Genomic DNA, 22,400 nt, shown 5'->3' on the forward strand with positions numbered 1-22,400 from the left:
ACATGACGAACCCAGCCGAGAGGCTCGTCGACCTGCTCGACCTGGAGCAGATCGAGGTCAACATCTTCCGTGGCCGCAGTCCACAGGAGTCCCTGCAGCGGGTCTTCGGGGGCCAGGTGGCTGGCCAGGCGCTGGTCGCCGCCGGCCGCACCACGGACGGCGAACGGCCGGTGCATTCGCTCCACGCGTACTTCCTGCGCCCGGGCATACCGGGCGTGCCCATCGTGTACCAGGTCGAACGGGTCCGTGACGGCAGGTCCTTCACGACCCGCCGGGTCACGGCCGTGCAGCGGGGCCGCACGATCTTCAACCTGACCGCCTCCTTCCACAAGCCCGAAGTGGGAAGCTTCGAGCACCAGTTGCCGCTTGTGCGCGAGGTGCCGGACCCGGAGTCGCTGCCTACGGTGGCCCAAGAGGTCAAGGAGCATCTCGGCGTCCTGCCCGAGGCGCTGGAGCGGATGGCCCGGCGTCAGCCCTTCGACATCCGCTATGTGGACCGGCTGCGCTGGAGCGCCGAGGAGACCAAGGACGCCGACCCGCGCAGCGCCGTGTGGATGCGGGCTGTCGGCCCGCTGGGGAACGACCCGCTCGTGCACACTTGTGCGCTCACCTACGCGAGCGACATGACACTCCTGGACGCCGTCCGCATCCCGGTCGAACCACTCTGGGGGCCACGCGGCTTCGACATGGCCTCGCTCGACCATGCCATGTGGTTCCACCGGCCGTTCCGCGCGGACGAGTGGTTCCTGTACGACCAGGAGTCACCGATCGCGGTGGGCGGCCGGGGCCTTGCCCGGGGCCGCATCTACAACCTCGAGGGGCAACTGATCGTGTCTGTGGTGCAGGAGGGGCTGTTCCGCAAGCTGGGCTGACCTGCGGTTTCACCGAACGTCGGTCGGCCCGCGGCGCGTCGTGCGACGCTCCGCGGACCGGTCGTCACGACGTTCTTGCCGAGAACGAGGCAGGGGCCGTGGTCCGAGGCGCACCCCACCGTGTCTCATCGCGTTTCGATGCATCCCACAGCGATTGTGCCAATAGTGTGCCAGCGAGGACGTGTGGTCTAGTCCACTTCGTCTGACGTCCCGCCTTCCGGATCCTCACCGAGGGCATCGATGATGCGCTGCACCATCTGCTCCCGTTGGCCATGGATGCACTTGTAGTACGTGTCCATGAGGAGGCCCGGCCCCTTCTTCGGGAGCTGGCAATCCTGAAGTCTCAGCTCGACCGCCTCTTCCGGCCGCAGGGCCGCGACGTACAAGGTGGCGAAGAACGGCATGAGGAGTCGCCCTCGCGCGTGCGCCCAGGTGCCGACGGCAACGAACCCCACCCGGCTCCCGAGCTGGCGCCCGGGCGCACCGCCTCGACTACCGCCCCGGCCGGGCCGTCCGGGGCCAGACCCGTTGCCGCCTGCACGCAGCGTCACCAGGACGCCCGGGAGCACACGTGTCGAGTGCGCCGCGCACTGCACAGTCGCAATCTGGACGTATGACCTGTCGGTGCGCGACGAGAGGAGCGCCATGGAAATCGCAGTCATCGGCGGTACCGGCCTGATCGGGTCGCAGGTCGTGAAGAAGCTGAACGCGGCCGGGCACGAGGCCGTGCCGCACTCGCTGTCCACAGGTGTCGATGTGATCACTGGCCAGGGCCTGGCGGAGGCGGTGGTCGGCGCCGACGTGGTCGTCAATCTGACGAATTCCCCGACCTTCGACGACGCGTCCCGGACGTTCTTCCGGACCTCGATGGAGAACCTCCTGGCCGCCTGCCACAAAGGCGGGGTGGGGCACGTCGCTATTCTCTCGATCGTAGGCGCGGACCAGGTGTCCGACCTCGTCTACTACCAGGCCAAGGTCCTACAGGAAAGCGTCCTCAAGGCCGGGCCGATCCCCTATTCGATTGTCCGCGCCACCCAGTTCATGGAGTTCATCGACGCCGTCATGTCCTGGACCACCGAGGGCGACACCGTCCGCCTGCCCACCACCCCGCTCCAGCCGATCGCCGCCCAGGACATCGCCGACATCGTCGCCGAAGTCGCCGCAGGCCCCCCTTTGAACGGCACCCTCAACATCGCCGGGCCCGACGTCTTCCCTCTCGACGAACTCGGCCGGATCACCCTGAACGCCCACCCCGATGGCCGCACGGTCGTCACCGACGACACCGCCGGCATGTTCGCCGCCGTCCACGGCAATGCCCTCACCGCCAAGAGCGACGCCCGCATCGCCCCCACCCACTACAGCGACTGGCTCTCCTGAACCATCCAGCCCACCACCGGAGGCTTCACGATGTCGAACAATGAGTCGGCAGCAGACAGTGCTGAGAGCCAACCGCGCTCAGAATCATGGAAGACGGCGCTGACTGTGCTGCAGTCGGTGAAACCGCCGTCCATTCCGGATGGGGCAGAGGTGATGACGGTCGTCATCGAGTTCCCTCCCGGCGACCCCGGTACCCCTCCGCACCGGCACTCGGGACCCGCTTTCGGCTACATGTTGGAGGGGGAGATGCTCTTCGAGCTGGAGGGCGAGCCCGAGCGTGTAATCAAGGCTGGGGAGACGTCTGTTCAACAGAAAGTGCCTCTGCCCAGCAAGAGTGAGGATTTTCGAGGTCCTTGTTCCCGCTGATACCAGAGGCACTTTCCAGGTGAAGCAGCCTATAGGTTCCTATCCCCGTGTGTGTCCGGGGCGACGGTCGTCAGGTCGTCTCCCAGGCCGGTTCGGTCCTGCTCGTCGAGACGGTCCGCAAGACCGGTCTCGGCCAGGCGATATCCGCTGCTCTCGCTCCGTGGAGGAAGCCGCGGACCGTCCATGATCCGGGCAAGGTCCTCCGATGCCTCGGTAGCCGCCGTCTGCGGTCACCGTCGTCCCGCAGTGATTCGCTCAAGCGCATCTCAGGCCGGGCTGCTTGCAATCCGTTGGGAGGCGGTTAGCTGGCGAGGGGAGTCTCAGGCTGCATCTCGTAGGAGTGCTGGATGGCCTGATGACGGGTCCCGAGGCCATCCGTGACCTTGCGCTCCCAGGGAACCTGCTGGAGGCGCTTGGTCTCTTCGAGCATCGACGTGGGTACCAGATTGCGGAAACTGTCGACCTCTCCGGCAGCGACGGACGTCAACGTCGCATAGACCGCTTCAGGATCGAACTGCGCTCGGGGGAAGGCAAGCATGGAGTAGTCAAAATGCCGCTGAGACGGGTCGTCCTCCCAGCTCTCCCAGAGCGACTCGTCCCTGTTCTACAGCTGCCGCCCGTCAAGTAGCTTTCGGTAATCGCCGCCGCAATCTGTGACACCCCACTTCCCGAGGGCTGCCGCAGTACATGCCGGATTTACCGCGGTGGTGGCCGCGAGGACATCCCGCGGCGCAAGGTCGGAGCTCGAGGTGGCGATCACGGCGTCCCACGGCCCGTGCCCGGCAAGCCGGTTCAGGTCGGCGCGGTTCGCACGGTCGCCGTGACCGGTTCCACGCCGTCCACGTCACGGCCGGAACGCCCCCGGTTGAAGGTGGTGACCGCCCACCCTCTCGCCAGCGCGCCCTCTGCGATGTGCTTGCCCAGGAACCACGTTCCGCCCATGACCAGGATCCTCATGGGGAGGATCCTGCCGTGCGGGCTCGTACGGCGGAAGAATGGACGAGTCCCCTGGGCTTGCATCGGCGCCGCCGAGTCGCAGGCTGCCGCAAGGGTGGAGCAGGGGTTGTTCTGCTGTGTAGCATCCCCTGGCTGCTCGGGTCCCTGGGCGGCGTGCGTGGTGGTTGTCGATGTCGGGCGACATGGAAGTGTCAGTGGTTGGCGACACGCCTCGTGTCAGAGCTGATCCCGTCGCAGTTGTACGTGTGTCCCGTCGCCGTGCGCATCCGTGATGTCGATGGTGATGCTCTCCCACTCCTCGGCGGGTTCTTCCGGCACCTCGCCTGTTTGATACTCGGCCTCCGCCAGTAGTTCCTCGGTCACCCGTACGCCTGTGAGGCGCTCGGCCAGCGCGAACACCGCCGCCTTCGTATCGACGTCGGGATTTTTATCACCCGCTGGGTTGAGACCGATCTCGCTCATCACGGCATTCAGGTCATCGGGAGTGCTGCCGTTCCTGTCCACCGGCCACTCGAAGGTGGTCCGCAGCTCTCCGTCCTCGTACCAGTGGAAGAAGTCCATGGGCTTCCCCCCGTTGCTCGAATGCGAGACAGCCCGCGTCTTGGTGGAGAGCGCCTCCATGATGCTGGGCCGTGTTCCCAGGTCGCCGCCGAACTCCAGAGCGAGGGTCCAGTCCCCTCCCTCGCCGGGCACCGTGAACGCCCCCGCGAGAAAGGACTCGGGCCAGTCCCCGTACCCGAACAAGATCTCCGTGTGCTGCTCGATCAGTTCGTCGAGCCCCTCACGCACATCTCCTGGCTCCGCCCCCGCGACTCGGAGCAGCTCCTCTGGCGAGACTCCCCGCACCAGCGTCAGCGTGTACCCGACCTCCAGCGCGTACTTGAACAGCGAGGACGAGGAGCGTATCCAGCCGTAATCGGCTGCGGTGGCTGAGGTCATGCAACGCATCCTGCCAGCGCCCACTGACATAGCGGCCCGGCGCTCCTCTGAGCGCCCATCGGGCCGGTGCAGTCCCGCCATCCGATCGAGGATCTGGCGTTGCTGCGCGGGCTCCACCTCCGTCGTGTTGACCACAGGCTCGACACGTCAACCACGACAGGAGATCCCATGCCCACCAAGACGCTGCAGCTTCCCACCACGGCCGGCTGTATCGGTGGGCCTGGGCCACAACCTGGGAGGACGAGGCGAACGCCGAGGTGGCACCCCAGATCGGGCGGAGCTGGTTGACAGTTACATGGCGAGCGGATTGAGGTTTCGGGCTTCGTCGCGCGATTACCTCAGGGCTTCTCGTCGAGTACGAGTTCGCGAGCGGCGTTGAAGGAGCGGTACTGGAGGTCGTGCACGGCGGGACGGCGGATTTGTTCGTAACCGGCGAGGGCGTGCTCGACCGGAAGCCCCGGCGCCGTGAGTAGATCCGAGAGCACTGCCGCATCCTCGAATCCGGCTCCCGCGCCCTGGCCGAGAGCCGGGCTCATGGCGTGGGCGGCGTCGCCGGCGATCGCGACGCGGCCACGGGCCCAGACACTGGTGGTGACCTGCTTGATGTCGACGCAGAGCCGGTCGGGTTCGGACCGCATGGCCTCAACCACGTGGCCAAGGGGACCTTGCAGACCAGCGAACCGTTCGGCCAGCGTGCTCAGCGGGGTGTCGTGGTGGCGCCCGGCCGGATCGTTGATGAACAGCATGCAGTGCAGGGTCTCGCCCCCGTCGTTCAGGAAGTACCCCAGTCGTGAGCCCTGGATTGGTGTGGTGCGGGCTGCGAAGGTCACGCCGATCCTGTTCGGGACGCGGAAACGGATGACGGCGCAGCCGATGTCGAGCGGTGCAGGGCCGCCGAGGGCGTTGCGGCGGATCCAGGAGTGGACACCGTCGGTTCCGATGACGGCGTCGTACTCGCCGGTGGTGCCGTCGTCGAAGCGGACGCCGACGACGGGGGCGTCGTCCTCGACTGAGACCGGAGCGGTGCCGGTGCGCACCAGGTCACGGACCGGATCGAGGAGTCGCATCTGCAGCAGCGACCGCTCCAGCATTACCGTGGGGCCGAACTCGAAGGTGTTCACGGGAAGCGAGGTGTGCGCGTCGAATATGTACTCGTACCCCATCGGTTCCCGCTGCCACAGGCTCGGGGGGTAGCCGAGCCGGTCCAGCGCGTTGCGGTGCAGGTCGGACAATGTGATCGCCCACCCGACCTCGGACAACTCGGGGGCCCGTTCTGCCACCGTCACCTCGGCGCCCCGGATGTGCAGACCGTGGGCGAGGCCGAGCCCGACGAGCCCGGCGCCGACTACCAGGACTCGACGGCTCATGAGACTGACATACCGCCGTCGACGGCCAGGACCTGGCCGGTGACCCAGGATGCCCCCGGGTCGGCCAGGGCGACTATCCACCGCGCCACCTCGTCGGCGGTTCCACGGCGCCCGAGCGGCAGACTCGCGGCCTCGGCCGCCTTGATCTGCTCGACCATCTCCGGGGGCGCGATCGTGGAGAGAATGTCGGACTCGGTCGGGCCGGGCGCGACCGCGTTGACCCGGATCCTGCGCGGGGCCAATTCCGCCGCCCAGCTACGCGTCAGATAATCCAGCGCGGACTTGCTCGCCCCGTAGTAGAGCGCCTGACCGGTGGGTTTGCTCGCGACCGCGCTGGAGACGTTGACAATGCTGCCGCCGGCGTCGGCCAGTGCGTCCGCAGCCGCGGCCACCAGCTGGATCGGGCCGTGCACGTTGGTACGGAACAGCGCCTCCAGGTGGTCGGCGGCAATCTCAGCCGTGCCGGCGGGGGAGATCATGCCCGCGTTGTTGACCAGAGCGTCCAGCCGTCCGAACTCATTGAGGGCCGCTTGGACCATGTCCCCAGCGGCGCCATCGGCGGAGACGTCCGCGACGCGCACCGTGATCGCATCCCGTCCCTTCGCAACCTCGCGCAGCGGACCCTCACGGCGGCCGGTGATCATTACCGACCAACCCTGGTCGGCCAACTGTTCAGCCACCGCTCGCCCGATCCCCGTGCCACCACCGGTGACGAGAGCAGTTCGTTGCGTCGCCATCCTGTCCTCCTCAGCAGCCCGCAGGGCTAATAGGAAACGATCGCTCGCTATTAAAGTTACCGCCGACCACGCCAGTCAAACCAGGGCCGCTGCCTGCCGGCTCCGCGAAGGCTTGCTCGGAAGCAGCCGGACGATCGCCTCCCTGCCGGGTTCCGAGCCCGGCAAGCAGGCGTCAACGGGCCGAGCTTCTTCCGCGCGTGACACTCCCCGCCCGGGTACAGCGCATCAGCGGGGAGAGGCCGGCTACCAAGCGCTGCCATGTACGCATGTGCGGGATTCCTCGGGCGAGCGCCGCGACACGTGCGTCCCGGCCCTGGGCGGGGACGTCATCAGCCCGGGACCGCTCCGGCGATTGCGGGGCGCGGCCGTCCAACGTTCCCATCAGAGGCGATCTCGTGGGAGAATCGTCGCCTCCGCAGTCCGCCCACCATCGCCTTCATCTCCCGCCATGCCTCGCATTTCGAACGACCGCCGCGACCGTGTTCGTCGTGCCATCATCGACGCCGCCGCAGACTGTTTCGCCAACAAGGGCTTCGCCGCCACCTCCATATCGGAGATCTGCGCGGCGGCGAACATGTCCGTCGGCGGCATCTATCGCCACTTCGCGGGCAAGGACGAGCTGGTCGACGCAGTCTCCGAGGCCATCCTCACGCCAGTCATCGAAGTCCTCGACGCCGCCGCGCACGGCCCCGACGTCCTCGACACTGCGGAGGTGATCGACCTCCTGCACAACACTCTGTTGCAGTGTGCGCCGGGCTCCGTACCGCGGCTTACGGTGGGTCAGTTCTGGGCTGAGCTGCTCCGGGATCCGACCTTTCATGGTTCGCGGCAGGAACTGGGTACGGCCCTGCGTACAGGGCTGACCCGGCTCGTCGTGCGGGCGAATCCGGACGCCCTTGAACCCGAACGACTCACCGTGGCCCTGATGGCGATAGGCATGGGCGTCTTCCTTTCCCAGAGCATTGTCGACACAGAGACATCACCCCGCGAGCTGATCGACGCGATCTCGGTACTCCTCCGGCACAGCCCTCCCTCCACCTGACCGGGCAGGGGTGCCCGCGTACGCGGCGCACCACGAGTGCTGGGCGTACACGGGCCGGAACAAGGTTGGCCGAGATCACGACAGTTGCCGGTCAGACCCCGGGGTACAGCTGGCCGATGGGGTGGTGATTGCGGAGCCGGCGCGGAACGCATTGGCGGGCTCGCCCGTGCCGCGGCGGGCCGAGGGTATGGAAGCATCGGTCCTTGCGCCGGACTGCCGGCGAATCGTGTCGGTGTCGGCGTCTGGACCAACTGGGGTGGGGCGCAGCCGGGCCAGGCGGTCCGGGACACCAACCCTGCTCTACGTACCGTCCCCGAACCTGGACGAACTGGGTGACGGGCGCGACGAGGACGGCGGCTGGCCGGTGCGGCTGCGCATCCGCGGCGAATACGCCACCATCGTCTACGACTTCGACCCGATCGACGTCGAGGGCTGGTCCGGCCATCTGTTCCCGTTCAAGCTGAACATCCACGATTTCCGGCCGATCACGAGCGACCGCATCCACCTGATGCCGTCCGCGTACGCCGTCTTCGCCACGTCGATGTTCATGGTGGGCAACTTCCTGCCCCGCCCGTTCGAACCGGCGCCGGACTCGGAGCCCTTCCCGCCGTACCATCGCAATGCCGACTACGACGAGTTCACGTTCTTCCACAACGGCACGGCCCTCGGCATGCCCATCGCCCCGGCCACCATGGCCCTCGTCCCGCAGCGCCTGCACCACGGCCGTCCCGCCTCGCTCCAGGAGCAAGTGACCAAGAACCTCGAGGCGAGTGACCGCGCCGACACCGAGGTCATCTTCGCGGCCACCAAGCAGCCGCTGACACCCACACCGGAGGCCGAGGCCGACTAGAGCGCCACCCCGTAATCCGAACAGGCCGCCCACGAGCCCCAGTTGCACACCACGACCTGGGCGGCACGGTGCTGCCTCCGGCGCCCCACGGGGCGGCGGACGCCCCGCCCCAAGGGCCCCGGAGCCGGTACCGCGCCACTTCCGCCGCCCCGACGAACGGCCGGATGCCGCCCCTGCCCGTGGTCCGGCCGGGTCGCGGATGCGTCAATGGCCCTCCCTGCTTCGCCGACCCGGAGGTGAGCGAACTCGCGTCGATCGCGCTGGAACCGCCCATCGCGTCAGGTATTTGTTGGAGAGCCGGAGGAGTGCATGAGAACTTCCCATACGTCGCACAGACTTCTACGCCGCTTCGGGGCCGTGCTGGCCACCGCACTGCTGCTCGGCACCTTCCTGGTGGCGGGCGGCGGCACCGCCCAGGCCGCCAACCCGGACACGCACCGGACCGCAACATGGAACATGCAGAACGGACGGGACCGCTGGGCCGGCGCCTACACCCTCGCGCGGACCAACTCCGTGGTGGCGCTCCAAGAGGTGCCCGATACCCAGCCCGCCGGCGCCGTCGACCTCGGCCTGCGCGGCAACGTCCGGGTGTACCGGTGGCAGGAGTCAAGCCGTGACCCGGTGCGCTATCTGCACGTCCTGGACCAGAACTCGCAGAACCTCGGGATCATCACGTCCTGGTGGCCCGACGACGTACTCGAAATCCCCGGCGTCTACCGCTCCGCCCTCGCGGTGGGCACCGACACCGACGGCGTGCTCTTCGCCTCGATCCACGCCTCGGCCGACGGCGGCTCCGACGCCGCGTCCCTGGTGCGCAGGGTCGCACAGGCGGCGTACAACGAGGTGTACCCCAGCTGGGCCGTCCTAGGTGACTTCAATCGCAGCCCGGGCGGGCTGCGTTACTCCGGTCTGCCGCTGGGCTCTTACATCTACAACGCCGGCCAGGCCACCCAGCGCAGCGGCGGCGAACTCGACTACATGGTCGCCAACGTGCAGACGGACAACTGGCAGGCCACCGTCGGCGTCAACGCGGGCAGCGACCACTGGCCCGTCCACTTCGGTTCGATGCGCGGCGGCGCCGAGCCCCGGGAGCTGACCATCAACCCGGAGAACGCCGACACCCAGGTTCTCGACGTGTACGAGGGCCAGGACCGCAACGGCACGCACGTGATCATCTACCACCCCAACGGCGGCTCGAACCAGCGCTGGCGCCTCTTCCACATCGGCACCGGCAGCAACGGCCAGGCCATGTACCGCGTGGTCAGCTCGGACAACAACAAGTGCCTGGACGTCCAGGACGGCCTGCGCAGCCGGGCCGGCAGCTACCTCAACATCTGGGACTGCCACAACGTGGGCGGCGAGCCCGACCCTCAGCGCGACACCCAGAACTTCACCCTGGAACACCCCATCCCGACCATGCCCAACCTGACCCTGCTGCGCAACAACGCCACCGGCCTGTACGCCAACATCGAGGGCGGCCGCACCGGCGACGGCACCTGGGTCATCCAATGGCCCGACCAGATCGGCCAGTACCCGGTCGACAACGAAACCTTCTACCTCCACCCGACCGTCTGAACGCCCTCCGACGCGGCCGTGGTCGGCTTCACCGACACGGCCGCCCGCCCGCACGCGCTGGCCGTACGGCTGCCTGTATCCCTTCACACAGTGCAGTTGCACTGGTCAGAGCCATGCAGACGGTGTACCACCAGCAGACGATGAACCTGCTGTCGCCCCTCCACGCAGGAAACCTGCGGCATTCACTCAGCGTGCCTACAGCAACTTGGACCGCGGTGGGCGGCCGCGGTCCGGCCCGGGGCCGCATCTACGACGTCGAGGGACGTCTGCTCGTCTCGGTCGTCCAGGAGGGCCTGTTCCGCAGGCTCGAACGCTGACGGCGCGCGCCTGCGGCAGCGGGCGGGCCGTACCGGGCCGGAACGATCAGGGTTACCGCGGCGCAGCCATCCGAACATGCCCCGCGCTCGTGTCGGCCCCCGCCGCACGGCCGAGGCCCGAGGGGTGGCCTCGATAGGAGGGAAGGCCACGGTGTCACGAGCGACCGCGGTCTCACCAGGTGTGACGGACCCGCGATCGGTCATCGTCTCAGGCCGCCCTTCGTCCGGAATTCCCGGTGCCGGTCGCGGAGCCGACCGGCATTGACGGGCCTCCGTGAGCGCCTGCCTCAAGTCGGCCCGGAGCCAGTCGATCTCGTCGGGATCGTCCGCCGTCGTGATCCGCGCGGTGATCCGGTCCGCGGGCGATCGGAGTGCCCCGGGCACGGACTGCACGGGCCCCAGGCGGCGCAACTCGGCGCGCTCGTAGGGATCCTGGACGATCTCCGCCACCTGCACGGGATCCAGCACGGACGCCACGACAGCATCCTTCGCCCAGGGGTCTTCTGTCTGGCGCAACTGGAATCCGAGGTGGCGGCCACGCCAGTTACGGGGCCGCAGGTCCAGGCCCTCGCCCAACTGGTCGCGTAGACCCTGCGGCGTCCTGCCGGTGAGCAACCGTGCGTTCTCCTCCCTGGCGGCGAACTGCCTCAGCTCCTCGGCCAGATACAGCCAGACCACGGCCCGGCCCCGTGGAGTCCGTGGCGAGCGTCGTGCGCACCCGCTTCGGACAACACCGTAGCCGGGGGACCGGGTCTCCGGGCGGACCTGTGGAAAACTCTGCCCGTCTCGTCGTTTCCGCTGGTCAGGAGCATGATGCTCGCCCAGTCAGAGTTCCATGTTCGATGTGTCCTCGCGCTGTCGCGCGTCCACGGCCAGGTGCTCCCCGACCCTGTTCACGAGCAGCGTCATCTCGTAGGCGATCTGTCCGATGTCGGCCTCGGCGGCACTGAGCACGCACAGGCAACTGCCCGGACCCGCCGCGGTGACGAACAGGATCGCGTCATCGAACTCGATCATGGTCTGGCGCACCTGCCCGGCGCCGAAATGGCGCCCAGACCCCTTGGCCAGGCTGTGCATCCCGGATGAGACCGCCGCGAGATGCTCCGCGTCCTCGCGGCGCAGCCCGGTGCTCGTGCCGGTCACCAGCCCGTCGCTGGACAGCACGAGCGCGTGCCGTATGTGATCCACGCGCTCGGTCAGATCGTCCAGGAGCCATCCAAGCCCCGTGTTTTGCGCCATGGTCCGTTCTCCCCGTGATGTCGCTCCCCCTGACTGGAGGACCCGGTCAGCCAGCCTTCACCACCGTCGCCGTCCAGACAAGACGGCCGCCGTCCAGGCGAGCAAGATGGAGGCATGGCACACAAGATGACCGACGAGGAATGGCGCTCTTTCGTCTCGCAGGGCACCCGGACCGGGAAACTTTCCACGGTCCGCGCCGACGGCAGCCCGCATGTGGCACCGATCTGGTTCCTGCTGGACGGAGACGACGTGGTTTTCAACACCGGGAAGGAGACCGTGAAGGGGCGGAATCTGGCCAGGGACGGCCGGGTCGCCCTCTGCGTGGACGACGACCGTCCCCCGTACGGCTTCGTCGTACTGCAGGGTCGGGCCGAACTGTCGGAGGACCTCGACGAGGTAAGGCACTGGGCGACCCGGCTCGGCGCCCGGTACATGGGCGAGGAGCGGGCCGAGGAGTTCGGTGCCCGCAACGGCGTTCCGGGAGAACTCCTCGTCCGTGTACGGGTCGAGAAGGTTCTGGCCTACTCGGCGGTCGCCGGATAGCACGTCAGCCCACGGAGTCCAGCAGCCGGGCGGTGTGCATCCGCCCGGCGTACTCGACGAGGCGGATCAGCACCTCCTTCCCGGAGTCCCGGTCCCGGGCGTCGCACTGCACCACGGGCGTGCCGCGGTCGAGGTCGAGGGCGTCCAGCACGTCGTGGGCACCATAGGTGCGCGCTCCCGCGAAGCAGTTGACGGCCACCACGAACGGGATGCCCCTGTGCTCGAAGTAGTCCACGGCGGGGAAGCAGCCCTCGAGCCGCCGGGTGTCGGCGAGGACGACGGCTCCCAGGGCGCCTTGGGAGAGTTCGTCCCACAGGAACCAGAAGCGGTCCTGGCCAGGTGTGCCGAAGAGGTAGAGCGAGAGCCCGGACCGGATGGTGATGCGTCCGAAGTCCATGGCGACGGTCGTGGTGACCTTGTGGTCCACTCCGTCAACGTCGTCCACCGACTGACCGGCCTCGCTCAACAGCTCCTCGGTGCGCAGCGGCCTGATCTCGCTGACCGCGCCGACCAGGGTGGTTTTACCCACGCCGAATCCACCGGCAACCAGTATCTTCAGCGCAAGGTCGGCCGCCTCGTCCTCGGGCTCGTCGGAGTGCTCAATGACCATCGATCACTTCTCTCGGGAGTGCCGACCGCGGTCGACGTCAGTACATCCGTGCGGGATCAGCATCATGGCAACTACGCTTCGAGTTCGAAGGATTGGACCGCATATGGACCGATGCGACCAGCTCCTGCCCATTCGGCGTCCGAATGGTGCACATCGCAGCGCAGTCCCGGCTCACGGTGGTTCGGCTCCATCGACTACAGCGCCCTCAGTCCCTCGATGACCTCGTGCAGAATCCGTTCGCCGGGCAGTTGCGCCGGCGGGACGGGGCAGCTGACCGCGACACTGCCCAGTTCCAGGAGGTCGCCCAGGAGCACCCGGACGACACCCACGGGCAGGTCAGCTCCCGCGGCGAGCTCGGCGACGGACTGTGTCTCGATGCGGCACAGGTCGACGAGGGCACGGTGTTCCGGGCCCAGCGAGGTCTCGTCGTCGATGTCTGCTGCCTCGCTGTCGAGCGAGACGAGGGCGATGAGGTCGAAGCGCACCCCGGTGGGGCCTGGCCGGGTGCGGCCGCCCGTCATCGCGTAGGGGCGGACGAGCGGTCCGGCCTCGTGGTCGTACCACTGGCTGCCTGGCTGGTACGGGGCGCCTTTCCTGTCCTCGCTCATCCGCGACCGCCTTCGCCCGTCATCCGGCGGCGGGCGGGCGCGCGTCTGCACGGGGTGGTGCGTAGAGGTGCTCACCGACACGTTTCACCAACCGCGCCATCTCGTAGCCCACCAGGCCGATGTCGGCCGTGACGGCGGTGAGGACGGCGAGGCAGGAGCCCTCGCCGGCGGCCGCCACGAACAGGAAGCCGTCGTCCATCTCCACCATGGTCTGACGCACCCCGCCGACGCCGAAGTGCCGACCCGCACCCTTGGCGAGGCTGTGGAAGCCGGAGGCAACGGCTGCGAGGTGTTCCGCATCCGCGCGACCGAGGTCCCTGGAGGTACCGACCGCGAGCCCGTCGTTCGAGAGCACCACGGCGTGCCGCACTTCGGCCACGCGTGTCACCAAGTCGTCCAGCAACCAATCGAGTTCGCCCGACCGCTGGTCGGCTTTCATGCTCGGGTTCTGGATCATGCGGGATCTCCTTCGCTGTTGTCGCCGACGGGTTCGGTCGTGCGACCGGGAGCGCGGCCACCGCCGCGTGCCCAGCCGTCGCGGTAGGCCGCCATGCGGTCCCGTACCAGTTCGGGGGTGCGTTCGTCGCCGCCCCGGGAGTTGTGAGCGTTCCTCTCGGGCTCCTGAAGGCGCTGACCGCGCAGTTGGGGGGCGAGACTCGCCTGCCGTACGCGCCGTGGAAGGTCGTCGGAGCTGTCGGTGGCGTCCGCGGCGCGGTGCAGCCGCAGGAGCGCGACCCGGCGCGGCCGGCTCCTGGGTGAGGCGTCGGCGGGCTTCGCCGCGGCCTGCGCGGAGACCGCAAGGGCGGGCCGTTCCGCGACCTGTCCCACGGGCTCCCTTTGCACCGCGGTGGCGGCCACGCGCGCGTAAGCACGCTCTTCGTGGGGCTCGGTGTCGGCCGTAGGGGACGAACGTTCCGCCGAACCGCTGTGCAGGAGTGCGGTCGGCAGGAGGACGACGGCGGTCGTGCCGCCGTAGGGGGAGGTGCGCAGATGCACCTTGACGTCGTGCCTGGAGGCGAGCCTGCTGACCACGAAGAGGCCGAGCCGGTCGCTGTCGAACAGATCGAGTGCCTCGTCCTGCTCGATGCGCCGGTTGGCCTCGGCGAGGGTGTTCTTCCCCATGCCGAGCCCCCGGTCCTCGACCTCGATGGCATAGCCGTTGCCGACGGGCTCGCCGGTGACGCGCACGCGCGTGTGGGGCGGTGAGAACTGGGCGGCATTCTCGACGATCTCAGCCAGGAGGTGCGTGAGGTCGGCGACCGCGGCGCCGATCACCAGCGCCTCGGGGAGTTGTCGTACCTCTACGCGCGCGTAGTCCTCGACTTCGGAGACGGCAGCGCGTACGACGTTGGTCAGCGAGACGGGCATGCGCCAGGCGCGGCCGGGTGCGGCTCCGGAGAGGATGATGAGGCTCTCGGCGTAACGGCGCATGCGCGTGGTCAAGTGGTCGAGCCGGAAGAGGTCGCTCAGTTCGCTCGGGTCCTCGGAGCGGCGCTCCATGCTGTCGAGCAGGCTGAGCTGGCGGTGCACCAGGATCTGGCTGCGCCGGGCGAGGTTGACGAAGACACCGGAGATGCCGCTGGCAAGTTCCGCGCGTTCGACGGCGGCCCTCAGCGCGGCACGATGCACGGTGCCCAAGGCCTCGGCGACCTGCCCGGTCTCGTCCTCGGCGGGCGGACCGGGCGGCGCCTCGGCACGGACGTCGATCTCCTCCCCCGCGCGCAGCTTGCGCATGGCCTGCGGGAGTTTGCGGCGGGCGATCTCCAGGGCGCTGTTGCGCAGGCTGACCAGTTCGACGACGAGTCCGCGTCCGATGCGGACGGAGATGACGAGTGACGCGGCGACCGCGAAAAGGCCCAGGAGGACGGCGGCCCCGGCTGGAGTCAGCAGACCGCTGGTGAACGGGTCGGCTTGCTGCGTGACGTCACGGCCGGCGATCGCCTCGACGGTCCGCATGCCGTCCTGCACGCGCGCGTGCGCCGGATTCCAGGTGGCTTCCGGGGCGGCGCCGATGGCCGGGGCACCGGGCCGACCGGCCAGCACCCTGTCCTCGACGACGCCGACGACGGCGTAGGCGTCGCCCTCCGCGAGCCGGCGCCAAGCGGCCTGTTCAAAACCGCGCAGGTCTTCGACAGCGGACGCGATCAGGGTGCGGCGAGTGTCGACGGCGCCGGTGAACAGCCTCAGGCGCGCGCCGTCGAGGGTGCCCGCCAGGCGAGCGCTGGAGAGGACCGCGTCCTCCTGGGCGAGCGACTCCGCCGCACGGGAGAACTCGAGCAGGACGCGCGCTTCGGAGCCGAGGTCGGCGTCCTGGATGCCGGTGAGCGCGCCGCCCACCCCGAAGGCCGCGGCGATGGTGCTGGTGTACTGCCCATACGTCTCGTCCCAGCCGGCCCGGTGGGCGAGTACGTCCGCGCGCAGGGACCGCAGGTGCTCGGCTCCGGTGACGAAGGCCGCGAGGCGGTCGGCCACCCCGGCGGGGAGCCCGGCACCGTCCGCGACGGTGTTGTGGTCGCCGAGCCGCAGTTCGGCCACCGCCCGGTCGGTGCGTCCCGTGAGGGTCTTGAGGTCGCCCCGCTGTGCGGCGGCAGGGTCGGTCGCGTAGCGCACGGCAGCCACGCGCTCGCTCTGGAGCGCGGCCACGGCTTCGGCGACAGGGGCACGGATGAGGGAGTCCACCCGTTGCAGTTCGCGCAGCCGAGCCACGTCCTGGGCAGTACTGACGGTGGCGTACGCCCACAGGGCGAGCAGGGAGACCACGGGGACCATCAGCAGACAGATGATCTTCGCCCGGACGGTGCGGGGACGCATGCGCCGCGAGTCGGCGCGCGGGGGTGTGCCGGACGATTCCGCGCTGCTGCTCTCGGTGCGTTCGTCGGCCGGTGGGCCGGCGTGCGCACGGCGGCTGCGCGCCGAAGGCCGGGGGAGCGGCTCGGTGTCGGCCGTGGGGGTCCTACGGGGTGTAGGCATGGCCTCCTCGTTCGGAGTGTGTCGGGGCGTGCCGTCCAGGTCCGTGTCAGCAGGCGGCGCCCTCGGCCGGACGCTGGGCCGACGCGGACGCCTCACGTTCGTCGGCGGTGGGTGACAGGGCGACGAACGCCGAGGTCAGGAAGAGATAGGAGCCGAGGCCGACGGCGAGGGGGAAGATGAACTGCATCGCCGTGACACCGGGCAGGGCCGCGCCGGACGGCGCGAGGTGAACACTCACCGCGAACATCCCGGTGTAGTGCATGCTGCTGACCGCCGCTCCCATCACGAGCGAGGCGAGTGTGACGGCGCCGGACGACTTGATGTTGAGGCCCGCCCACAGGGCCACGGTGGCCGCGATCACGGCGATCAGGACGGAGAGCCCGACGAGTGCCGGGTCGTAGCTCACCGCCCCGTGCAGCCGCAGCGCCGCCATGCCGATGTAGTGCATGCTGGCGACGCCGAGGCCGGTGGTGAGTCCGCCGAGGCACAGCGCCCGGGCGCGGCCCCTGCCGTAGCCGACGGCGAACACGCCGATACCGACGACGACCATGGCGACGATCAGGCTGAGGATGGTCAGTGGCACGTCATAGCGGATCTCGGTGCCGGTGACGCCGAAGCCGAGCATCGCCACGAAGTGCATGGTCCAGATGCCGGTGCCGATCGCCGACGCCGCGGTCAGAAGCCAGTTGCGGCGGGATCTGCCGGTGGCACCGAGCGCGCGGACGGTGCAGCGCAGCCCGAGGGCGGCGCCTATGCACGCCATCGCGTACGACAGTACGGGGGTCAGCCAACCGAATGTGGCATGGTCCAGGTGTCCCATGGCCCGGGGACGCTAGTCCGGGCAGGGGCGCGCACGGGGGGCGCATTTCGAAAGGTGCTGGAATCTGACACAGTCGGGCCATGGAACGATCGCGTCACGGTCGAACGTGTGCACCATCGTGTCGTTCGCGAGGATGAGGAATCATGCGGGGCATGAGCGACGACCCCGCACACGTCCAGGAGTTCTTCACCTCGCGCCCGGCCGACTGGGACACGCGGTTTCCCGATGACGGCCCGGCGTACGCAGCGGCCGTCTCCGCGCTCGGGCTCCGCGAGGGCGACCGCGTGCTCGACGCGGGGTGTGGCACGGGCCGGGCCCTCACGTCGCTGCGTACGGCCGTGGGGCCTTCAGGAGCGGTTCTGGGGGCCGATCTGACGCCGGCGATGCTGGAGGCCGCCGTACGGGCCGGAAGGAACCGCGACAGTGGGTTGCTGCTCACCGACGTGGCCGCGCTTCCCCTGCGCACGGAGTCGCTCGACGCGGTGTTCGCGGCGGGCCTGATCTCCCACCTCCCGCACCCGGCCGAGAATCTGCGGGAGTTGGCGCGCGTGGTGCGGTCCGGCGGTCTGCTGGCACTCTTCCACCCGGTCGGCCGGGCGGCCCTCGCGGCCCGTCAGGGGCGGCAGATCACCCCTGACGACCTGCGTGCCGAGTCCAACCTCCGCGCTCTCCTGTCGGGTTCCGGATGGCGCATGACGTCATACGTCGACGAGGACGACCGCTTCCTCACCCTGGCCGTCCGCGAGGGCTGAGCCTCAGCCACGCCCGGCCCGGCATCCGCATGATCGCGTGGGCCGCGAGCCGGGCGGAGGTGGCCTGGTCGCGGTCGACGCTCGACTCACTCGACGAGGGAGGCGGGTGACATCCCCGCCCGGCGGACGGGGCAGCCCTTGACGCCGGGAACCGGACGGGTGCCCAGGTCGGCGACGCGGTAGCCGTCCGGATAGCTCTTGATCTCCCAGTTCTGCCGTGCGAAGTGCGGGGCGCGGCGCGGGGGCATGAGGCGGACGAGACGGCCACGGGCGCGGACCGCGCGGCGCACCAACGCGCGCGTGGCAGCGCTCGGCGGCTCGTACCGGAAGGCCTTCAGCAGCGAGGCATCGAGCAGGGAGAGCGTCGAGAGCCGTAGGAGGGGGGTGAGCGGGCGCGGGTACCAGGAGGCCATCAGGTCCAGGGTCGCGTCGGACACGCGACGGGCTTCCGGGTCCCATGCGAAGTGGGATTCCTCGTAGGCGTCGAGGCAGGCCTCGAACTCCTCGTACGTCGCGGGGATGTCCTTGATGCCCATGTGCCGCCCCAGGGTGCGGTAGTACACGGCGGAGGCAACGGTCTCGTGCCGGGACAGCCTGCGCCATCCGTAGGCGTCGATCCACCGCTTGGGCACGACCACGAAGGTGCAGAGCACGTACCTCATCTCGTCGTTGCTGATGTCGTAGCTGCGGTGCATCTGGTTGATGCGGCGGATCGCGGTGCGGCCCTCGTCGCTGTCAAAGCCGTGCTCGACGACCGTGTCGAGGAGCAGCGCAGTGTCGTCGTAGCGTCTCTGCGTACGGTCCGTGAGCTCAGCGGTCTCCGCGAGCAGTCGGCCGATGGCGGGGACGGCGTACGTGCGGTAAAGGGACAGTTCAAGGGCGCGGGTGTAGTCCCAGGGGAACTCGTAGGCAGAGCTGAGCCGGTAGATCTCCGAGGCATCCTGCTCAGGGTCCATGCGTCGAATCCGCTCAAGACGCTCGAAGCGCTTCACTGTCCGTCCCCCTTCTGCCGCCTTCTGGCGCCGGACATCCAACTCTACGTTGAAGCAGGAGTGAGGATCAGGCTGGTGACAACCGGCTCGCAGGCACATTAAGGTGCGCCGACGGGCGAACGGATGGGGAGGACGGCATGGCCGGGACGGACGAGGACGCCGTCACCACCGAGGACGAGGCGCTGTATCTGCTGACGGCGGTTCTGTTGACGCCGGCGCAGTTTCCGAGCGTGCTGGGCGACGACTATCCGGAGGCCTGCGCGGCGCTCGGCCTGCCACCCGTGGCCGACGGATACGGCCTCGTGCTCGGTCAGGACGGTGACGGTGCGCGCTGGACGGTGGTCACCGACGACGTCTCGCTGGTGGCCGTGGCGATCGCGTCCTGGGACTGCGGGCTGGAGCACGACCTGTCGCCCGACGAGCGGACGGTCGTCGCCACACTGCCGGGGTGGCCGCTGGCCGTGGCCGTCGCGGCGCCCGGCGTGCCCGCCCCGCACGATCCCGCGCCCGAGCTCGCCGACCGTGCGCCGCTGGCCCCACCCGACACGGACACCTGGGGTCCCGCGCAACGGCGTCTGGGAGCGGACGAGATCGCGCTCCAGTGGGCCCAGTGGCGTGAGCAGATCGACGATGCCGACTTCGCACCTGCAGGCAGCGGTGCGCCTGCCGGAAAGGGCGCGGAATCCTCGGAGGGCGAGGGTGCGCGCAGGGCTCACAGCGGCGTCCACCGCGCCCTCGTCGAGGCGGGGGCGTATGTGGACACGCCCCCGCCAGTGGGCCGTGTTCGCTCCTCCTTCGCTCCCGGTGAGGCGCGGACGCTGCGCGCGGACGGGCCCGGCTGGTCCATGGTGGCCAGGACCGACGACATCGCGTTCGTCCTCCTGGACGAGGAGCCCGGCGAGGTGCTGCCGGTGGGGCGGGGCGCGGAGTTGCCCGGGCTCCTCGAAGCGCTCGACAAGATGGCGGTGCGCCCGGCCTGAGGCCTTGAGGGCGGCGCGTGGGGTCTGGTCGCTCAGGGACGCACGGCGCCTCAGCGGCCGAGTTCCTTGCGTGTCACCCGGCGCAGCCTGCGTCGCTGCGAGGGGTCCAGGGTGAGGTACGCGGCCGTCGGGACTCCCAGCACGATCAGGAGGACGGCCCACCAGGGCAGCCAGATCCACAGGATGAGTCCGACCACCACTCCCCCGGTGGCGATCTTCGCGTTCTTGGACATGTGTCGCCTCCTTCGCGGCCACTGCCGCTCTCTGTGATGAGAACGGGTGCGCGCTGAGCACGGTTCCAGGTCGTGACCCTGATACGACCCTGAGTCGCGACCCTCAGCCGCCCCTGAGATGTGCTGGACGGTCCGCTGCGCTGTGTACGCCCGACGGAGCGGCCCGAAGCACTATGCCCTCGGCATCCCTCAAGCACAGTAGTCGGATCCAAGGGCAATGTCGCTGTGTGGAGGATTTCCGTGGCGCTCTCATCGGAAATCTCGGCGCCGATCCGATGCAGAGCGGTTTTCGTGCCCTCCAAGTGGCCTCTGCCTAGGGTTTGGCATCGGCTTTCACAAAGGTGATCACCACGTTTGATCGAGAAGCCAGGCAAGGAATTCGGGCCGGGCGGTACCACGGGAAGCCATAGGGGGCCACCGTCATGCTGACGGGCAAGCAATATCAAGAAGAGCTGATCTGATCCAGTATGCATGTATGTCACCGGTCCATTTCATACCCGTGTGGGATGCAGCCGAGACCGTGGCCGGTGAGGGGAGCACCGACGCCGAGATCAGGAGTGCGCTGCTCGTACTCATCGGTGACATGTTGAACAGGGGGATCACGATCGGTGACATGAGCCCTCGAGACGGCGAAGGTGTCATTCCCTGGAACCTCTCCCGGGAACAGGCACTGCGGAAAGTGGCGGCGGAGACGGGGAAGTACGAAGACTCGCTGGATTACGTGAAGATCTGCTGGTTCAGCGCCGCCTGATATCGACCTCCTGCGGTGCGTCTCCTGCTGTCGCTCACGCGACTGGCGCGGCGCCCTGGCCGCGGCCGGGGTCGCCCACAAGCACACCCGGCCCCACCGGCCGCAGGCCAGCGGTACAGGGGCGCGTGTCGCCCGGCGGCTGGGGTGGCATGGACGGGACGTCCATGCCACCCCAGCCGCCTCGGACCGATCATGATGTACCCCTGCACGGCAGTTGACACGGACTCATGCCACGGACCGCACGGGTTCCGCGGCCTTCCGCGCAGAGGCCGGCAGCTCGACGAAGATCCGGCAGAGTTCAGCCGCGTGCACCCAGCAGGTGGTCCATGGCCAGCTGGTCCAGGCGCTCGAAGGCCATCCCGCGCGCGGCGGCCGCCTCCGCGTCGAACTCCTCGAAGGCGTTGCGGTCCGCGAGCAGGGCCTGGAGTCCGTCCGCGGCGGTCGGCTGCGCCAGCTGGTCCAGACGTGAGCTGCGCAGGGCCTCCTGGACCTCCGGGTCCGCACGGAAGGCGGCCGAACGCTCCTTCAAGACGAGGTAGTTGCGCATGCAGCCTGCGGCCGACGCCCAGACACCGTCGAGGTCCTCGGTCCGCGGCGGCTTGAAGTCGAAGTGGCGCGGCCCGCTGTAACCAGCGCTCTCCAGGAGGTCGACCAGCCAGAACGCGGCGCGCAGGTCGCCCGCGCCGAAGCGCAGGTCCTGGTCGTACTTGATGCCGGACTGGCCGTTGAGGTCGATGTGGAAGAGCTTGCCTGCCCACAGGGCCTGGGCGATGCCGTGCGGGAAGTTCAGCCCGGCCATCTGCTCGTGACCCACCTCGGGGTTGACGCCGTACAGCTCCGGGCGCTCCAGCCGCTCGATGAAGGCCAGGGCATGGCCCACCGTGGGCAGCAGGATGTCACCACGCGGCTCGTTCGGCTTGGGCTCGATGGCGAAGCGCAGGTCGTAGCCCTGGGAGGTGACGTACTCGCCGAGGAGGTCGAAGGCCTCCTTCATCCGGTCGAGGGCGACGCGCACGTCCTTGGCCGCGCCGGACTCGGCGCCCTCCCGGCCGCCCCACGCGACATACGTCTTCGCGCCCAGTTCCACCGCCAGGTCGATGTTGCGGATGGTCTTGCGCAGGGCAAAGCGGCGCACGTCCCGGTCGTTGGCGGTGAAGGCGCCGTCCTTGAAGACGGGGTGCGTGAAGAGGTTGGTGGTGGCCATCGGCACGGTCATCCCGGCCGTTTCCAGGGCCTGCCGGAAGCGCTTGATGTGCGCCTCGCGCTCGCTGTCCGAGGACCCGAAGGGGATCAGGTCGTCGTCGTGGAAGGTCACTCCGTAGGCCCCGAGCTCGGCGAGGCGCTGCACCGTCTCGACCGGGTCCAGGGCGCGCCGGGTGGCGTCGCCGAACGGGTCCCTCCCCTGCCAGCCGACGGTCCATAGGCCGAAGGTGAACTTGTCCTCGGGGGTGGGCTGGTAGCTCATGCCGTGGCTCCTCGCTCGCTGAAGACTATTTCGTCATG

25 protein-coding genes and 4 pseudogenes are annotated in these 22,400 nt (G+C 68.9%); 12 read left to right on the forward strand and 17 right to left on the reverse strand.

Annotated features, from left to right (window positions below; genetic code table 11):
* Positions 1–2: 2 nt before the first annotated feature.
* Positions 3–872, forward strand: coding sequence for an acyl-CoA thioesterase (locus tag BIV24_RS08635; protein ID WP_071365601.1), 870 nt, complete (start codon positions 3–5; stop codon positions 870–872).
* Positions 873–1,060: 188 nt separating this feature from the next.
* On the opposite strand, the gene BIV24_RS08640 is transcribed toward BIV24_RS08635, so the two are convergent.
* Positions 1,061–1,276 (reverse strand): hypothetical protein, encoded by a 216-nt coding sequence (locus BIV24_RS08640; RefSeq protein WP_177198652.1) that lies wholly within the window; start codon positions 1,274–1,276, stop codon positions 1,061–1,063.
* A 241-nt stretch (positions 1,277–1,517) separates the two neighbouring features.
* Between BIV24_RS08640 and BIV24_RS08645 the strand changes: the two genes are divergently transcribed.
* Positions 1,518–2,249, forward strand: a complete 732-nt coding sequence (locus BIV24_RS08645; RefSeq protein WP_071365603.1) for an SDR family oxidoreductase — start codon at positions 1,518–1,520, stop codon at positions 2,247–2,249.
* On the opposite strand, the gene BIV24_RS35115 is transcribed toward BIV24_RS08645, so the two are convergent.
* Positions 2,228–2,416 carry a hypothetical protein gene (locus BIV24_RS35115; protein WP_071365604.1) on the reverse strand — a complete coding sequence of 63 codons (189 nt, stop codon included), beginning with the start codon at positions 2,414–2,416 and terminating at the stop codon, positions 2,228–2,230. The two genes, BIV24_RS08645 and BIV24_RS35115, sit on opposite strands and share 22 nt — an antisense overlap.
* On the opposite strand from BIV24_RS35115, the pseudogene BIV24_RS35120 reads away from it, so the two are divergent.
* A pseudogene (locus BIV24_RS35120) lies at positions 2,367–2,549 on the forward strand (cupin domain-containing protein); the annotation flags it as partial. The gene BIV24_RS35115 and the pseudogene BIV24_RS35120 overlap by 50 nt on opposite strands.
* Positions 2,550–2,634: 85 nt before the next feature.
* A pseudogene (locus BIV24_RS31480) lies at positions 2,635–2,818 on the forward strand (transposase); the annotation flags it as partial.
* A gap of 98 nt (positions 2,819–2,916) precedes the next feature.
* Here the strand turns inward: BIV24_RS31480 and BIV24_RS08655 are convergent.
* The 5 genes from BIV24_RS08655 to BIV24_RS08670 form a co-directional block, all read right to left on the reverse strand.
* On the reverse strand, positions 2,917–3,102 hold the full coding sequence (locus tag BIV24_RS08655) for a hypothetical protein (RefSeq protein WP_143064574.1): 186 nt from the start codon (positions 3,100–3,102) through the stop codon (positions 2,917–2,919).
* 305 nt (positions 3,103–3,407) lie between these two features.
* Positions 3,408–3,572, reverse strand: a complete 165-nt coding sequence (locus BIV24_RS31485) for a hypothetical protein (RefSeq protein ID WP_425442547.1) — start codon at positions 3,570–3,572, stop codon at positions 3,408–3,410.
* A 216-nt stretch (positions 3,573–3,788) separates the two neighbouring features.
* A complete protein-coding gene (locus BIV24_RS34225) occupies positions 3,789–4,511 on the reverse strand; it encodes a DUF6461 domain-containing protein (protein WP_071365606.1) in 723 nt (240 codons plus the stop codon).
* A gap of 338 nt (positions 4,512–4,849) precedes the next feature.
* Positions 4,850–5,878, reverse strand: coding sequence for an FAD-dependent oxidoreductase (locus tag BIV24_RS08665; RefSeq protein WP_071365607.1), 1,029 nt, complete (start codon positions 5,876–5,878; stop codon positions 4,850–4,852).
* Positions 5,875–6,615, reverse strand: a complete 741-nt coding sequence (locus BIV24_RS08670; protein ID WP_071365608.1) for an SDR family NAD(P)-dependent oxidoreductase — start codon at positions 6,613–6,615, stop codon at positions 5,875–5,877. Before BIV24_RS08670 ends, BIV24_RS08665 begins: the two co-directional genes overlap by 4 nt.
* 448 nt (positions 6,616–7,063) lie before the next feature.
* Here BIV24_RS08670 and BIV24_RS08675 point away from each other — a divergent pair, with 448 nt between their 5' ends.
* From BIV24_RS08675 to BIV24_RS35125, 4 genes and pseudogenes are all read left to right on the forward strand, one after another.
* Positions 7,064–7,657, forward strand: coding sequence for a TetR/AcrR family transcriptional regulator (locus BIV24_RS08675; protein WP_071365609.1), 594 nt, complete (start codon positions 7,064–7,066; stop codon positions 7,655–7,657).
* A 256-nt stretch (positions 7,658–7,913) separates the two neighbouring features.
* Complete coding sequence (locus tag BIV24_RS08680; RefSeq protein ID WP_245766709.1) at positions 7,914–8,507, forward strand: hypothetical protein; 594 nt, start codon at positions 7,914–7,916, stop codon at positions 8,505–8,507.
* A gap of 309 nt (positions 8,508–8,816) precedes the next feature.
* Positions 8,817–10,082 (forward strand): RICIN domain-containing protein, encoded by a 1,266-nt coding sequence (locus BIV24_RS08685; protein ID WP_079168088.1) that lies wholly within the window; start codon positions 8,817–8,819, stop codon positions 10,080–10,082.
* 212 nt (positions 10,083–10,294) lie between these two features.
* A pseudogene (locus BIV24_RS35125) lies at positions 10,295–10,399 on the forward strand (acyl-CoA thioesterase II); the annotation flags it as partial.
* A gap of 300 nt (positions 10,400–10,699) precedes the next feature.
* Here BIV24_RS35125 and BIV24_RS35130 read toward each other — a convergent pair.
* Both BIV24_RS35130 and BIV24_RS08695 read right to left on the reverse strand, forming a co-directional pair.
* Positions 10,700–11,077 (reverse strand): annotated as a pseudogene (locus BIV24_RS35130) (DUF6397 family protein); the annotation flags it as partial.
* 147 nt (positions 11,078–11,224) lie between these two features.
* On the reverse strand, positions 11,225–11,638 hold the full coding sequence (locus tag BIV24_RS08695) for a roadblock/LC7 domain-containing protein (RefSeq protein WP_071365611.1): 414 nt from the start codon (positions 11,636–11,638) through the stop codon (positions 11,225–11,227).
* A 114-nt stretch (positions 11,639–11,752) separates the two neighbouring features.
* On the opposite strand from BIV24_RS08695, the gene BIV24_RS08700 reads away from it, so the two are divergent.
* Positions 11,753–12,181: a PPOX class F420-dependent oxidoreductase gene (locus BIV24_RS08700; RefSeq protein WP_071365612.1), complete on the forward strand. Its 429-nt coding sequence runs from the start codon at positions 11,753–11,755 to the stop codon at positions 12,179–12,181.
* Positions 12,182–12,185: 4 nt separating this feature from the next.
* Here the strand turns inward: BIV24_RS08700 and BIV24_RS08705 are convergent, their stop codons facing one another.
* The 5 genes from BIV24_RS08705 to BIV24_RS08725 all read right to left on the reverse strand — a co-directional run bounded on the left by BIV24_RS08705 (position 12,186) and on the right by BIV24_RS08725 (position 17,189).
* Positions 12,186–12,791: a GTP-binding protein gene (locus tag BIV24_RS08705; RefSeq protein WP_071365613.1), complete on the reverse strand. Its 606-nt coding sequence runs from the start codon at positions 12,789–12,791 to the stop codon at positions 12,186–12,188.
* 194 nt (positions 12,792–12,985) lie between these two features.
* Positions 12,986–13,399: a DUF742 domain-containing protein gene (locus tag BIV24_RS08710; protein WP_071365614.1), complete on the reverse strand. Its 414-nt coding sequence runs from the start codon at positions 13,397–13,399 to the stop codon at positions 12,986–12,988.
* A gap of 19 nt (positions 13,400–13,418) precedes the next feature.
* Positions 13,419–13,856 (reverse strand): roadblock/LC7 domain-containing protein, encoded by a 438-nt coding sequence (locus BIV24_RS08715; RefSeq protein WP_071365615.1) that lies wholly within the window; start codon positions 13,854–13,856, stop codon positions 13,419–13,421.
* On the reverse strand, positions 13,853–16,369 hold the full coding sequence (locus BIV24_RS08720) for a sensor histidine kinase (RefSeq protein WP_071365616.1): 2,517 nt from the start codon (positions 16,367–16,369) through the stop codon (positions 13,853–13,855). Before BIV24_RS08720 ends, BIV24_RS08715 begins: the two co-directional genes overlap by 4 nt.
* Positions 16,370–16,415: 46 nt before the next feature.
* Positions 16,416–17,189, reverse strand: coding sequence for an MHYT domain-containing protein (locus BIV24_RS08725; RefSeq protein WP_071365617.1), 774 nt, complete (start codon positions 17,187–17,189; stop codon positions 16,416–16,418).
* Between the two features lie 152 nt (positions 17,190–17,341).
* On the opposite strand from BIV24_RS08725, the gene BIV24_RS08730 reads away from it, so the two are divergent.
* Positions 17,342–17,941, forward strand: a complete 600-nt coding sequence (locus BIV24_RS08730) for a class I SAM-dependent methyltransferase (RefSeq protein WP_071365618.1) — start codon at positions 17,342–17,344, stop codon at positions 17,939–17,941.
* 86 nt (positions 17,942–18,027) lie between these two features.
* Here the strand turns inward: BIV24_RS08730 and BIV24_RS08735 are convergent, their stop codons facing one another.
* Positions 18,028–18,933 carry an oxygenase MpaB family protein gene (locus BIV24_RS08735; protein WP_071365619.1) on the reverse strand — a complete coding sequence of 302 codons (906 nt, stop codon included), beginning with the start codon at positions 18,931–18,933 and terminating at the stop codon, positions 18,028–18,030.
* Positions 18,934–19,070: 137 nt separating this feature from the next.
* Between BIV24_RS08735 and BIV24_RS08740 the strand changes: the two genes are divergently transcribed.
* Positions 19,071–19,913, forward strand: coding sequence for a hypothetical protein (locus tag BIV24_RS08740; RefSeq protein ID WP_071365620.1), 843 nt, complete (start codon positions 19,071–19,073; stop codon positions 19,911–19,913).
* Between the two features lie 50 nt (positions 19,914–19,963).
* Here BIV24_RS08740 and BIV24_RS08745 read toward each other — a convergent pair whose 3' ends face one another.
* Entirely contained in the window at positions 19,964–20,146 is a 183-nt protein-coding gene (locus BIV24_RS08745) for a hypothetical protein (protein ID WP_071365621.1), read from the reverse strand.
* Positions 20,147–20,621: 475 nt separating this feature from the next.
* On the opposite strand from BIV24_RS08745, the gene BIV24_RS08750 reads away from it, so the two are divergent.
* Positions 20,622–20,897 carry a hypothetical protein gene (locus tag BIV24_RS08750; protein ID WP_143064575.1) on the forward strand — a complete coding sequence of 92 codons (276 nt, stop codon included), beginning with the start codon at positions 20,622–20,624 and terminating at the stop codon, positions 20,895–20,897.
* A 298-nt stretch (positions 20,898–21,195) separates the two neighbouring features.
* On the opposite strand, the gene xylA is transcribed toward BIV24_RS08750, so the two are convergent.
* On the reverse strand, positions 21,196–22,362 hold the full coding sequence (gene xylA / locus BIV24_RS08755) for a xylose isomerase (protein ID WP_071365623.1): 1,167 nt from the start codon (positions 22,360–22,362) through the stop codon (positions 21,196–21,198).
* Positions 22,363–22,400: the final 38 nt, after the last annotated feature.

Source organism: Streptomyces colonosanans (genome assembly GCF_001866645.1).
In the GTDB taxonomy this organism is placed as follows: domain Bacteria; phylum Actinomycetota; class Actinomycetes; order Streptomycetales; family Streptomycetaceae; genus Streptomyces; species Streptomyces colonosanans.

Coding starts and splice junctions, on each gene's coding strand:
- BIV24_RS08730 (WP_071365618.1), top strand. CDS start 17,342: ATGAGCGACGACCCCGCACACGTCCAGGAGTTCTTCACCTCGCGCCCG.
- BIV24_RS08740 (WP_071365620.1), top strand. CDS start 19,071: ATGGCCGGGACGGACGAGGACGCCGTCACCACCGAGGACGAGGCGCTG.
- BIV24_RS34225 (WP_071365606.1), bottom strand. CDS start 4,511: ATGACCTCAGCCACCGCAGCCGATTACGGCTGGATACGCTCCTCGTCC.
- BIV24_RS08745 (WP_071365621.1), bottom strand. CDS start 20,146: ATGTCCAAGAACGCGAAGATCGCCACCGGGGGAGTGGTGGTCGGACTC.
- BIV24_RS08710 (WP_071365614.1), bottom strand. CDS start 13,399: ATGAGCGAGGACAGGAAAGGCGCCCCGTACCAGCCAGGCAGCCAGTGG.
- BIV24_RS08670 (WP_071365608.1), bottom strand. CDS start 6,615: ATGGCGACGCAACGAACTGCTCTCGTCACCGGTGGTGGCACGGGGATC.
- BIV24_RS08645 (WP_071365603.1), top strand. CDS start 1,518: ATGGAAATCGCAGTCATCGGCGGTACCGGCCTGATCGGGTCGCAGGTC.
- BIV24_RS08665 (WP_071365607.1), bottom strand. CDS start 5,878: ATGAGCCGTCGAGTCCTGGTAGTCGGCGCCGGGCTCGTCGGGCTCGGC.
- BIV24_RS08640 (WP_177198652.1), bottom strand. CDS start 1,276: ATGCCGTTCTTCGCCACCTTGTACGTCGCGGCCCTGCGGCCGGAAGAG.
- BIV24_RS08695 (WP_071365611.1), bottom strand. CDS start 11,638: ATGGCGCAAAACACGGGGCTTGGATGGCTCCTGGACGATCTGACCGAG.
- BIV24_RS08725 (WP_071365617.1), bottom strand. CDS start 17,189: ATGGGACACCTGGACCATGCCACATTCGGTTGGCTGACCCCCGTACTG.
- BIV24_RS08715 (WP_071365615.1), bottom strand. CDS start 13,856: ATGATCCAGAACCCGAGCATGAAAGCCGACCAGCGGTCGGGCGAACTC.
- BIV24_RS08685 (WP_079168088.1), top strand. CDS start 8,817: ATGAGAACTTCCCATACGTCGCACAGACTTCTACGCCGCTTCGGGGCC.
- BIV24_RS35115 (WP_071365604.1), bottom strand. CDS start 2,416: ATGACGACCGTCATCACCTCTGCCCCATCCGGAATGGACGGCGGTTTC.
- BIV24_RS08750 (WP_143064575.1), top strand. CDS start 20,622: ATGTCACCGGTCCATTTCATACCCGTGTGGGATGCAGCCGAGACCGTG.
- xylA (WP_071365623.1), bottom strand. CDS start 22,362: ATGAGCTACCAGCCCACCCCCGAGGACAAGTTCACCTTCGGCCTATGG.
- BIV24_RS31485 (WP_425442547.1), bottom strand. CDS start 3,572: ATGAGGATCCTGGTCATGGGCGGAACGTGGTTCCTGGGCAAGCACATC.
- BIV24_RS08705 (WP_071365613.1), bottom strand. CDS start 12,791: ATGGTCATTGAGCACTCCGACGAGCCCGAGGACGAGGCGGCCGACCTT.
- BIV24_RS08635 (WP_071365601.1), top strand. CDS start 3: ATGACGAACCCAGCCGAGAGGCTCGTCGACCTGCTCGACCTGGAGCAG.
- BIV24_RS08720 (WP_071365616.1), bottom strand. CDS start 16,369: ATGCCTACACCCCGTAGGACCCCCACGGCCGACACCGAGCCGCTCCCC.
- BIV24_RS08675 (WP_071365609.1), top strand. CDS start 7,064: ATGCCTCGCATTTCGAACGACCGCCGCGACCGTGTTCGTCGTGCCATC.
- BIV24_RS08700 (WP_071365612.1), top strand. CDS start 11,753: ATGGCACACAAGATGACCGACGAGGAATGGCGCTCTTTCGTCTCGCAG.